Annotated in this window: 11 protein-coding genes; 3 read left to right on the top strand and 8 right to left on the bottom strand. The window is 42.8% G+C overall.

The annotated features are described in order from the left end of the window. Nucleotides 1-242 precede the first annotated feature (242 nt). Entirely contained in the window at nucleotides 243-1,313 is a 1,071-nt protein-coding gene (gene rlmN, locus FPZ44_RS18125; RefSeq protein ID WP_144992400.1) for a dual-specificity RNA methyltransferase RlmN, read from the bottom strand. Between the two features lie 377 nt (nucleotides 1,314-1,690). Between rlmN and FPZ44_RS18130 the strand changes: the two genes are divergently transcribed. Then, nucleotides 1,691-3,076 (top strand): choice-of-anchor I domain-containing protein, encoded by a 1,386-nt coding sequence (locus FPZ44_RS18130; RefSeq protein ID WP_144992402.1) that lies wholly within the window; start codon nucleotides 1,691-1,693, stop codon nucleotides 3,074-3,076. Between the two features lie 30 nt (nucleotides 3,077-3,106). Further along, complete coding sequence (locus FPZ44_RS18135) at nucleotides 3,107-3,892, top strand: hypothetical protein (protein WP_144992404.1); 786 nt, start codon at nucleotides 3,107-3,109, stop codon at nucleotides 3,890-3,892. Nucleotides 3,893-3,983: 91 nt separating this feature from the next. On the opposite strand, the gene FPZ44_RS18140 is transcribed toward FPZ44_RS18135, so the two are convergent. After that, the gene (locus tag FPZ44_RS18140) at nucleotides 3,984-4,820 is read right to left on the bottom strand and encodes a YitT family protein (protein ID WP_144992406.1); all 837 of its coding nucleotides are present in this window, start codon (nucleotides 4,818-4,820) and stop codon (nucleotides 3,984-3,986) included. A gap of 687 nt (nucleotides 4,821-5,507) precedes the next feature. On the opposite strand from FPZ44_RS18140, the gene FPZ44_RS18145 reads away from it, so the two are divergent. Further along, entirely contained in the window at nucleotides 5,508-6,638 is a 1,131-nt protein-coding gene (locus FPZ44_RS18145; RefSeq protein ID WP_335926132.1) for a saccharopine dehydrogenase family protein, read from the top strand. Nucleotides 6,639-6,752: 114 nt separating this feature from the next. Here FPZ44_RS18145 and FPZ44_RS18150 read toward each other — a convergent pair whose 3' ends face one another. The 6 genes from FPZ44_RS18150 to FPZ44_RS18175 all read right to left on the bottom strand — a co-directional run bounded on the left by FPZ44_RS18150 (nucleotide 6,753) and on the right by FPZ44_RS18175 (nucleotide 12,230). Beyond that, nucleotides 6,753-7,730: a ring-cleaving dioxygenase gene (locus FPZ44_RS18150; RefSeq protein ID WP_144992408.1), complete on the bottom strand. Its 978-nt coding sequence runs from the start codon at nucleotides 7,728-7,730 to the stop codon at nucleotides 6,753-6,755. 437 nt (nucleotides 7,731-8,167) lie between these two features. Next, complete coding sequence (locus tag FPZ44_RS18155) at nucleotides 8,168-8,824, bottom strand: hydrolase (protein ID WP_144992410.1); 657 nt, start codon at nucleotides 8,822-8,824, stop codon at nucleotides 8,168-8,170. 425 nt (nucleotides 8,825-9,249) lie between these two features. After that, complete coding sequence (locus tag FPZ44_RS18160; protein WP_144992412.1) at nucleotides 9,250-10,029, bottom strand: SDR family oxidoreductase; 780 nt, start codon at nucleotides 10,027-10,029, stop codon at nucleotides 9,250-9,252. Nucleotides 10,030-10,414: 385 nt separating this feature from the next. Beyond that, nucleotides 10,415-10,771 (bottom strand): nucleotide excision repair endonuclease, encoded by a 357-nt coding sequence (locus tag FPZ44_RS18165; RefSeq protein ID WP_144992414.1) that lies wholly within the window; start codon nucleotides 10,769-10,771, stop codon nucleotides 10,415-10,417. Nucleotides 10,772-10,909: 138 nt separating this feature from the next. Next, complete coding sequence (locus tag FPZ44_RS18170; protein WP_144992416.1) at nucleotides 10,910-11,656, bottom strand: hypothetical protein; 747 nt, start codon at nucleotides 11,654-11,656, stop codon at nucleotides 10,910-10,912. Continuing rightward, nucleotides 11,649-12,230 carry a sigma-70 family RNA polymerase sigma factor gene (locus FPZ44_RS18175; RefSeq protein ID WP_261378414.1) on the bottom strand — a complete coding sequence of 194 codons (582 nt, stop codon included), beginning with the start codon at nucleotides 12,228-12,230 and terminating at the stop codon, nucleotides 11,649-11,651. Before FPZ44_RS18175 ends, FPZ44_RS18170 begins: the two co-directional genes overlap by 8 nt. Between the last annotated feature and the right edge of the window lie 133 nt (nucleotides 12,231-12,363).

The raw sequence follows: 12,363 nt of genomic DNA on the forward strand, positions 1-12,363 counted from the left end.
CACTACCTTGAAGGGGTCGCCCTTTTCTTTGTTAGTACCACTTTATGACTCTAATCATGTCGAGGTTCTGGTGCATTACTTCTCTCAATAACAATCTGTCGTGCAAATTCCATTATATCTTGCACACTTGCCTTAAACGTACGTTTTACATTTATCACAAAAAGAGCGCATCCACAGCATAGGATACGCCCTTTGATATACCTTGATCAAGATTTCTAGCCAAATATATCGCCTAATCAAGCTTATTTATTCGCTTCAGCCTTCTTCATCTGCTTACTGCGTAATTGACCGCATGCGGCATCGATATCACTGCCGTGCTCTACACGCACGCTCGTATTAATCTGATGCTTCTTCAACACATCATAGAATTCCGTCACCGAATCGCGTGTTGTGCGTTGATATTGGCTGTGCTCATCGACCGGATTATATGGAATCAAGTTTACTTTCAAGAACTGACGCTTATCTTGAATCAGCTGCGCCAACTCTAGCGCATGCTCTGGGCGATCATTCACATCTCGCAGTAAAATATATTCCAACGTCACTTTCTGGTTCGTCTTCGCAAAGTAATAATCCAACGCCTCCATTAACTGCTCAATTGGAATCGCACGATTAATCTTCATAATTTGCGTACGAAGCTCATTGTTCGGCGCATGCAAAGACAACGCCAAATTCACTCGCAAGTCCGCATCTGCGAACTCCTTAATCTTCTTAGCAAGTCCGCTCGTCGATACGGTAATCCGTCTTGAGCCAATCGCCAAGCCTTTACGATCCGTAACGACTTTCAAGAAATCAAGCAAGTTCTCGTAATTATCGAACGGCTCCCCGATACCCATTACAACGATATGGCTGACAAGCTCACCTTTGCCAACTGCATCAAAATGATGCTGAACCTTCATAATTTGCTCCGCAATTTCACCGCTGGATAGGTCGCGACTCTTCGCAATCAACCCACTCGCGCAGAAGCTGCACCCGATATTACATCCAACTTGCGTCGTTACACAAACGGATAGACCGAATTTATGTCGCATTAATACGGTTTCGATAAGGTTGCCATCTTGGAGCTTGAAGAGAAACTTGATCGTGCCGTCCGCAGATTCCTGCTTCACATGCTCCGTCAACGTTTGAATGACAAAGTGCTCAGATAGTAGCTGCAAACAATCCTTGTTCACATCATCCATTTGAGCGAAGTCCGTAACCCGCTTACGATACAGCCAATCCCACACTTTTGCTGCGCGAGATTTCTTATGTCCATGTTCGGAAAGCCATGCTATCAATTGATCTAGTGTTAATCCATAAATGGATTGCTTATTCATTCGTTGTCCTCTTTTCAAAACACTGAATTTCTAAGTTCTATGTTACGCAGCTACTTGTGCATTTCAGTAAGCCGCGCCTATGTTCACAGTCTGCTTCTTATTGTCCCAAATTTTATATGTGAAAACAAGTGAATTTGATGAAGAGGCTCTGCTAACGATTTAACACAACATGAATTGGAATCAAAGGAGGAATTTGTTTATGACTGTCGAATAATATCGTTTATTATCATCCTATCTTGCCCAAGTTTGAAAGATTTCCCCCAATTTCTCGCATCCATGTACAACCCACATACATTCATTTTTCCTTTAGCAAGTTAGCAAGACATCCAATCTAGTACCCATCCAAAAAAAACGAATAGGCAAAAGGAGTGTTTCGATTGAATCGTAAACGTTGGTTTATTTCCGTTACCCTAGCATGCGTATTGTCTACTGCTTCGCTGTTCTCTACAGCCTTTGCAAGCAATGACCACGACAAACATTCTTCCCCAAAGACAAGCGAACACAAGCATCATGAAACTAAGGTACCAACTAAAAACAGCTTCCAATTGGCAGCTACTTACGCCATGCCTAGCAAAGCAGCAGAAATTATCTCCTCCACCCCAGACGGTAGCACACTTCTCGTAACCGAAGCCAACTTAGGCTCTATTAGTGTCGTATCCATTAAAGATCTGAAGAACATCCAAACCGTTAAACAAATTAGTTTGAAGTCTATATCCGCTGAAGCAGAAGTAACAAGTGTCGTTGTTACACCGAATGGCAAATATGCATTAGCAGCAGTACGGACAGGCGACAACGTGAACAATGCTAATAAAGGTGTCATCGCTGTTGTCGATATCGCAGCTGGTACAATTGCCAAAACGTACGAAGTAGGAATCGGTCCTGACGCGATCGCCCTCTCCAAAGATGGCCGTACAGCAGTTGTCGCTATTGAAGATGAAGAGCTTGATCCTGTTCTCGATGAAATTGACTTCAGCAAAGTAAAACGTCCTGGCTCTGTAGCCATTCTATCCTTCCCTAAGGCAGATGTGCTGAACGGAACGGTAACCGATGTCCCAATTGATCTAACAAACGTAGGCCCAAATGTCACTTATCCAAATGATCCACAGCCTGAATACGCAGCCATCAGCCCTGATGGAAAGACCGCTGCTATAACCCTGCAAGAGAACAATGCGATTGCGCTCATTGACTTACAGGACAAGAAAGTAACCAAAGTATTCGGCCTTGGCACAACGAAGCACAAAGCAGACTTGAAAACAGACGGCGTAGTTTCCATTACCGAAGATCTCACTGCTCGTCCTGAGCCAGATGGAATCGTATGGAGCGCAGACGGCAAATACTTGTACACTGCCAATGAAGGCGACCTCGGTTCTAATGAATTCAAAGACGGCGTATACTCCGGCGGACGTAATATTATGGCATGGGATCGCAACGGCAATGTCGTATATGACAGCATGGAACTAATCGATCGTGCCAACGCGGAAGCTGGTGTATATCCAGATGACCGCAGCACGAAACGCGGCAGTGAAGTGGAGAACTTAACGATTGGAAAATTCGATGGTAAGCAGATTCTTGCTGTATGTTCCGAGCGCGGTAACACGATCTTGTTCTTTAACGTAACGAATCCGTTGAAACCGAAATACCTGGGCTTAGTTCCATCTGGCGGTAAAGCACCAGAAGGGATTCATAAAGTGAACAAACGCGACCTGTTCGTGAGCGCCGATGAGAAGACAGGTACGTTGAGCTTCTATGAGTATAAAGATTAATCGATCTATGGGAAGCAAGCAGGAGGACATGTGATTAAAAATCTCAAAATTCACCTCGCGTGGCTCACCATCGTGCTATTGATCACGGGAACAACCGTTGTGGCCTCCAATGAGTGGGTTGTCACCAAATACGAGGGGAGCATATTTTTTGAGGGGAAAGAGCTCGGAAATCATCCAAACATGCCATTCCTGCAAAAAGACGGACTGACGTATATCCCTGTTCGTGCCATTGAAAATGCCAGTATAGGCTTTACGCGGTACGATTCAGCCAATAAAAGCATTTATATCGATATGTTCAACTTTGTTGATGGGGTTGGAGGTTCTTCAAACTTATATGCCGAGAGCGAAGATACTTTATTTCACCTGCGTATTAACAGCAGTAAGGAACGATATAGTGTAGGCGAGCCGCTGGCAATATGGTCCGTACTGAGCAACAGAAGCGATAAACAGGCGAAAATCCATCATGGTAGCCCTTTGCTTCATTACTATGTCAAAGATGCAAAAGGGTCCATGTTCGGGGAAACAAGAGCATCAGCTCTGCGGACAAGCACGGTAGCCGCTCATTTCCAGGAAGCTAGACCATTGAGTAGGTTTACCGCCTATCAGTACAATCGCGGATCATCACCACGATATGATCTAGAAGGCGGCGAAGAAATTTTTAAGAAGGAAATAACTAGACCTCTTCACTTGCCTGCGGGAACCTACACGATTGGTGTCGTTGCAGATTACCGCATACCGAGTGATTATCCTACGAAAAGCTTTATTGATTTGCCTGAACATCGCTTAGAATCAAGCATCCAGATTACGATTGAATAGTCCTCCTTGCAGGACATATAAGATAGGATGTAAATACATGCAAAAAAGGCGAGGAGGCTATCCCCAAAGGGTGCTCCATCGCCTTTTTCCGTTATTTCGATATATCTACAAATCCTTCGCCGAACACGTCGCGCACATCATGAATCGTTATAAACGCATCCTTATCGTGAGATCGCACAATTTTTTTCAATGCGCTCACTTCTTGTTTGCTAATGACAACATACAGGATTTCCTTCGGTGTATTCGTATAATGACCTCTTCCATAGAAGACAGTAACGCCCCGATCCATCGACAAATTGACCTGCTCCGCAATCTCTTTATGCTCGTTGGATATAATCATACAGGCCTTTTGTGTATTTAGACCCTCAATAATAAAGTCCATTACCTTCGTACCTACATACAACATCACGATCGTAAACATCAAGGCTTCCGCACCAATGATGAAGTAGGAGGAGAACGCTACGATGAGATCAAAGAACAACAGACCATAACTAATGTTCCAGTCTAAATATTTGTTCGTAATACGTGCCAGAATCGTCGTACCCGCCGTTGTCCCGCCTACTCGAATAATTAAGCCAAGTCCGACACCAGTAAACACACCGCCGAAGATCGCGTTAATAATCAATTCGTTGGACGCAATCGTCCAATCTTCGGTAAGATATAAAAAGAGGGAATTAAATAAGACCGCAATAATCGTATATATCGTTGTCATCTTGTCGAGGAATCTGTAACCGACAATTAACAAGAACGCGTTAATAACTAAGTTGACGAGCCCTGGAGACCACTGAAACAAATAATAAAGAATAATTGTAATCCCTGTAACCCCGCCCTCACCGAACTCATTCGGAATAACAAAGACGTTGATCGCTACTGCAAAAATAAACGCGCCAAGCATAATCATAAAAATGTCTATAAATCGCTTCTTCATCTTTTCTCCCTTTCTGGATGACCCCCATAAGATGATGTTGATATCTAGTTGTCATAAAATAAAAGCCATCCTCTATGAAGAGCATGCTTACTGTAAAATAATTCAATCTAGAATCATCTATGTATGCTGACTCATGAATCGGTATCATGATCTTCAACTACGTATGATTAACGTGCTGCATTATCACGGTAACTATACGCACGACTTATTTACTCATAAGGACAGCCGTCATATCGGTCAGCACTAACAAGATACCATATACTAGTATTTTCGTCTATTGGTCAATTACCTTTAAAATCACTGCAAGTAAGAAGCCAAATCGTCACTATTGTGCCACAAAAATAATCATGTATTGACAATAAATTAGTTTAGTAACTATACTATATGCATAGGAAATATTGATTATGCAGTACCTACCTATAGCTTCAAGAGTAACCATGGTCTTGGACGATTAATTATGCAGCTGCCATTTTATAAGGTAACCCATTTTCGATTAAGTTTAGCAAGGCGCGACCATTTTATTTTTAAAAATGCCCTAGAAAAATAAATTTGACCAGATCGAATTATTTTTTTGATTTTTAGTTTAGTAACTAAATTAAATGGCGAAAGTCTCACAATTTCACCCGCGATACTTAGCGCGCGAATGGCCAGACCAAGGACATTTATAAACTTAGATAAGGAGAGATTATGATGAAAGATCGTATTATTGTAATTGGCGGATATGGACATGTAGGACAAGCAATCTGCAAGCAGCTAGCTGATTATTACCCTAGTAAGGTCTACGCCGCTGGTAGAAATTTAGCGCGTGCAGAGCAATTCTGCCGTACAACGAATGGCAAAGTGAAACCAATTCAAATGGATGTCAGCTCAAAAGTTGCTCCCTCTTTGTTAGACAACGTTAAGCTGGTAATCATGTGCTTGGATCAATCAGATACTGACTTTGTGGAAACTTGCCTGCAGCGCGGGATTCATTATGTTGATGTATCAGCTAACCCTTTATTTCTTTCCCAAGTTGAACAACTGCACCATACAGCTGCATCTCATGGTGCAACTGCTGTGTTAAGTGTCGGACTTGCTCCCGGGATGACCAATCTGCTCGCTAAGTATGCCAAGAGTCTAATGGATCAGACCGAGACCATAGACATCTCCATTATGCTCGGATTAGGCGATAGCCACGGCAATGCTGCGATTGAATGGACGATTGATAATGTAAGTACGCAGTTTGAAATCATGCACAACGGCCAGATTAAAAAAGTTTCAAGCTTTACTGATGGTAAAGATATTCAGTTCGGAGCCAAGTTGGGGCGTAAAAGAGCCTACCGATTTAATTTCTCAGACCAACATGCCATACCACATACCCTTGCTGTTCCTACTGTGTCCACACGTCTCTGTTTTGACTCGAACCTGATAACTCGAATGCTGGCTTGGTTAAGAACCTCTGGATTGTTCCACTTATTAAAAATAAAGGAGATTCGCCAAGCTGCCGTGCTGGCCTTCAGTAAGATTCGATTAGGAAGTGATCGATTTGCAGTTAAAGTAGATGCTCATGGTAAACAAAATAACGAATACGTCTCAGTAGAATGTCTTGTACAAGGTAGGCATGAAGCTTCTATGACAGCGGCCGTAGCGGCTGCAATCACAGCTGCGGTTTATCGCTCTCCCCTACCACATGGTGTGTATCATATCGAACAATTATTTCAACTACAGGATCTCCTCCCTGCTATTGAGCAAATAGCAGCGATAGACATTCGAGCGAATGGAAATGTTATCGATCTCCAGCAACACGTAGACAGGAACATTTCTTCTGCTGCCGGATAATGTTAGCGATAAACAAGGAGAGACTGAGCAATTGTAAATTGCACGGCCTCTCCTCTATCGTTTACATCTATTTAGTTACGGACATGGATGAAAGTGAACAAGCCTTAACCTCCATTACTCCTTAACAAATGTCTTCGTGCTGCGCACCGTATCGATTGGGCGAACCAATTTCTCGATTTGCTCACGCTTCTGCTCTAGGAACGGTGGTAGGGACAATTTCTCGCCTAGTGTCTCATATGGCTCATCTCCCATAAATCCAGGGCCGTCTGTAGCGAATTCGAACAAGATTTGTGGTGCTACTCGCGCGTACAGTGATTCGAAGAAGTAGCGATTCACATAGCCAGATGTGTTGAAGCGATAGCTTTCCAAACGCTCCATCCATGCATCCAACTCTTCACGGTTATCAACACGGAATGCCACATGGTGTACCGTGCCGAAGCCTTGCTGTGCACGTGGAAGAGACTCATTATGCTCAACTACGACTTGCGCACCGTTTCCGCCCTCTCCCATCTCGAACAAGTGGAAGTCGCCTTCCTGCGCAATCTCTTTGAAGAAGAATACTTTCTCCAGCACTTCCTTGAAATAATCAAACGGAGAAATACGGATAAAGACAGGTCCTAAGCCAGTGATCGCATATTCCAATGGAATCGGACCATCTTGCCAAGGTGTACCGGATGCGATGCCCTTATTATGTTCGTCTGAGATAAGCTGATAATGCTGATCGTCGAAATCAACAAAAGACAACGTCCGTTTCCCGAAGAACGTTTGAATCCCCGTATGTTTTACTTCCAAGCGATCAAACCGCTTCACCCAGTAGTCCAAAGCTGCATCCGTCGGCACACGGAATGATGTTTTCGCAATTTCATCTGTGCCATGAACGCCCTTTTGAATGCCAGGAAAATCGAAGAATGTCATGTCTGTACCCGCACTGCCCTTATCGTCAGCAAAAAATAAATGGTACGTTTGAATATCATCTTGGTTGACTGTTTTCTTTACAAGACGCATTCCTAATACATTTGTGAAAAAATCGTAGTTCTTCTCCGCGCTGCTTGTTATTGCTGTAACGTGATGGATACCTTTCAATGGGTTCATTATCATTACCTCCGTGTTGTTGTCATATTTGAGTCTGCTCTGTTTCAAAAATACTAACCATCGTAATTGGCTGTTAACCAACTTATTTTATAAAATGGGGCTGCTGCTTTTGATACTCATATATGTTGATTTATCTTTAATTAATATATCTTTAATTCGAGATAAATATATCACGAGTATTAGTCGCTGTCAATAAGTAAGTACCTTAACTTGTAAAGCGATAACGATTCGTATTGGTTGATGCCTAATCCTATAATTATCTATATTCCAACATACAGGTGTAATGATAATGAAGCCATTTACCGTTTTCACTTGGGCATATTCCCTTTATAAATAGCAGGGAACCGGTTGACACAGAACGGTCCCCCAGCTATGTCGGTACGGAATTACACTGAAACTAACTTACATGTTCAACACAGGTGAAGCATGGCTCGTCATTACTTCGTATCTTTCGCAGCTTGACCCTCACTAAATGCACGGTTGAAACTTTCAATTAACAAGCCGTAGTTCGGCACAAGCTCTGCAATTAATTGTGCAAATTCTGCAGCATCCGGGCGATTCCATGTGCCCTGAATCTCAGAAATAACCGCCAACGTGTCAATTGGAATGGCACCAGCTTGCACCACGCGAGCAAGCGTAATGTCTGTCGCCATTTTGCTCCAGTTACCAGATGCATCAATTACAGCGTATACTTTGTAGCCTGCCGCTAGAGCAGACAATGTTGGGAACGCCATGCAAACGCTAGTTAGCGTACCAGCAATAATCAATGTTTTCTTGCCTGTTGCTTCTACTGCTTTGACGAAGTTCGGATTATCCCAAGCGTTAATCTCACCGTTACGTGGTACATAGACAATGTCAGGCAAAATTTCCTTAATCTCAGGAATCAATGGACCGTTCGGGCCCATAGGTACAGAGTCTGTTGTAATCGTAGGCATTTTTGTCAACTTAGCCAGCTTAGCAAGCGCGATTGCGTTGCGGCGAAGCGTTGGCACATCCATATCTTGAACCGTTTGGAAAAGACCGCTTTGATGGTCAATTAGTAAAAGTGCAGTATCGTTAGGGTCGATAAATACGTTTTTATTTTGAGTAGTCATGATTCATTCCTCCTAATGATTTAATGTCTAGATTGCGCCAGAAACTTAATCACGAAATCTCGATTATAAATATCTTTAATTCGAGATATTAGAGAAAAAATATTGAAATGTTTGCCCTAGGTTACAAACATTTCGTTACTCTGTGAGGAGTATTACTGTGAAAGATAATTAGCCGATGACGGTAATGTAAGCAGCTTGCTGTTTGCTTCGTTTAATTATCTTGAATTAAAGATATATGTTTTCGAGATAAATGTCAACCCCTGTTGTTACGCTTCACTATTTTATCTATAAACCTGCGTTCTTTATCTATATGTATGAAAAAACGAGCCTCTAACATCCGTATAGAGACTCGTCGTATCCTTCCAAAGAGAGAGATTGCATAAACATGATGAGCTCCTTCTCCCCTACTTAGTTATACGTATATCCTATTTTCCTCTAAATCCACCTTCGGATTTAATGACTTGCCCCGTAATCCACTGTGACTCATCACTGGCCAAGAAACGAATGGCTCGCGCCGCATCTTCCGGCACTCCGATTCGCCCCATTGGGAACATAGGCTGTAAGAAGCCTTTCAGCATGTCGTCCATCCAACCAGAGTCTGTCGGCCCCGGATCTATTCCGTTAACCGTAATATGCAGCGGTGCCAATCCAACCGAAAGCGGTTCGATCAGTCCCAACAGCGCACCTTTGGTTGCAATATACGCCAAATTGTCTGGATCGTCTCCTTTGGACACCATGTAGACAATTCTTCCCGAGGTCCCTGCCGGATAATACTGTTCAAATCTTCGCGCAAACGCCAAGCTCAACATAATCGTTCCCTGATTGTTAACCGTGTAATGCTGATCGAGCGAGCGTAAATCAAGCGTGCGATAGTTAGAGGACGCACAGTAAGCCGCATTATTAATCAATATCGTAGGGACGCCTAGCGTTTTCTCGACCTGTTCCATCATGAGCGATGGCATATCAGGATTCGCATAATCGGCTTCCATATGACTAGCCCGCACGCCTAAGCTCTCTAGCTCCTGACATAATTGCTCTGGCCAGCCTAGCTCTCCACCATTACCTTCCGCTGCATCGAACGCATGCCAATGCGTAAAGAAAATATCCGCTCCTGCACGTGCTAACTCGCGGCATATAGCTGTTCCAATTCCCGTAGAGCGACTTGCGCCCGTAACGATTGCGATTTTATTTTTCAATGAATACATAGTTGATTCCTCCGTTTTATTCGAATGGAGGATAGCAGGCGTTGCATAGTAGAGATGCGGATTGGCCGTTCCTATTTCCTGAATGCTGTACATAATCACACAAAAAAGCGGACACCCAAAAAGGTATCCGCATTATGAATGTATATATACATCGCTCATCCTGCGTATCCTGTAAGGTTGACGATAGAGATACCAAATAAACGCGAGACAGAAACAAAGCAACAAGCGTTGCACCTCTGCACTCTACAATTGGTATGCTATCAAGTTCATCAGCTTTACAGGTTAATTGGACACATACTAAGCGATTGGCTCCTTCCACTTGCATCTCTGACTTCAGCATAACAATGGCTTCACTCAAAGGCAAGGCAATGTTTGGAACCTTTACTTATTTATAAAATACTTTATCCACGTTGTACTTCGCGTGGAATTCGTTAATGATGTACGTTTCGTAAATTTCACGATCTACTGCATCTTCAATCACACATACTTCAATTTTGCTTACTTCGTTTCTGTAATTTTTCATAGGCGATACAGAATCTTCGAAGTGCTTCTTAATTCTTGGTCTAAGCTTTCTCGCTTTACCTACGAACAACAACTCATCCTTGCTGTTGTAGAACATAAAGATGCCACCCTTTTCTCGCGTGATGAGGTGGAAATCGGTAAAGCCATAAATATTGCTCAGCTCAGGAGCAATCTCTTTGTAAATTGTAACGTCCGGCGTCGGGACTGTAATGTTGATCATTATCGTTCACTTCCTTATCTCTCTTATAGGTGTACATACTATCACAATCTCTATACAAAACCAATCTGTATGTAGATTGAGCTACCAACAGCAAAAAGCCGCTCCTAAATTTCAGGAACGGCGTTGCACGCTAGTGGTCTACTTGCTGTTCGTTTCCAACGAATCGATGATTTTACCAAGTGCAGCTTTATCAAAGGATTTCTCTGCCATTTGAAACAATTCAAATGTAAAGCCTTCGTGCTCCCAAAGAACCGCTCCATTTGCAAAATAAACTTTTTTCCCGCTGATCTCCTCCACTCGGACTTCATCGGTTGTACTCATGCCATTCTCACCACCCTGTGAGATTAACAAGGAAATAAACTCTCCGCTATTCTTATATTGAAGCTCTACCGTATCCTCACCATGAATGACAGCATTATCGAACTCATATTGATTCGCTAACCATGTTGATGCTGGGAAATCGACGCCCATCGCAGTACGAGCCTCTTCCAAAGACATCTGCGGCGATTGTTTATCGTTAATCAATACCGATTGATTCTGTTGTTCTTTCACCGTGCTAATCTCTTGATCATATTGCGTAATTTCCATATTTCCAACTTGAAAACTAGCCAATACAGAGCGGATCATTTCCTGTGCAAATGAAGTGCTCGATAAAGTGCTACCAAGAAGAACAACAGCAGCAGCACTTACAGCTGCAACTTTCCATTTAACTTTTTTCATATATACACCTTCCCTTTTCGCATGATTAGGTTGAATCGTTCCGATTTCCATTTTCGATTTGATACGCTTATAAATTCTATCCTTAGCTGCGGTATCGCCTATCTCCGCATTAGTTAGCAACTGAGTTATATCCCGAAACTCTTGCGTGTCCTGCTCTTTATTCATCGTAAACCCCCTCCGTCTCTAACACTTTGTGGAGCTTCTTCAAGCTTCTATAGAGCACAACGCCAATGTTGGAATCACTGACGCCTAACAAGTCTGCGATTTCTGAGTTCTTTAAGCCCGCCCCGTATTTCATCGCAATAATATGACGCTCCTTATCACTTAACATAGCCAGTGAAGCAAACAAGGCTTGATGATGATCATCTTGGATAACCACATCCTCAGGAGATGGCCTTTGCAGCACCATATTCACAATGGAGTCAAGGGAAAAGCTAACTCTTCGTTTCTGCACACGGAAATAATCCGTCACAGCATTGCGGGCAATAGCAAACAACCATACTTCGAAGTTCGATTTCTCTGGTGAAAAGCTATTATATTTGGACACGACAACCTCAAAGACATGGCTGCAAATGTCTTCTGCCGCATGATGATTGTGGATGCGATAGCAAATATATTTAAACACGCGTTTGTAGTACGATTCGTAAATGATAGTGAATGCTTCTGTAGAGATGGTGTTGTCTTGAATATCGCTTATGGAGGCTGACTTAATGCCTATGTTCATTTGGGTAATCTCCAAATGTCGTTTCTCCTTTCTGTTACCTATTTCGTAAGAAACAAATTGCGCAATTTGTTGGTGGTGCATTTTACATAAGTTAATACGAAGAAAGGAGCGAACCATTAACAACCTATCTGAAAAAAATGGGGAACAG

Origin of the sequence: Paenibacillus agilis, from assembly GCF_007786455.1 — a bacterium.
Classification (GTDB): domain Bacteria; phylum Bacillota; class Bacilli; order Paenibacillales; family Paenibacillaceae; genus Paenibacillus_B; species Paenibacillus_B agilis.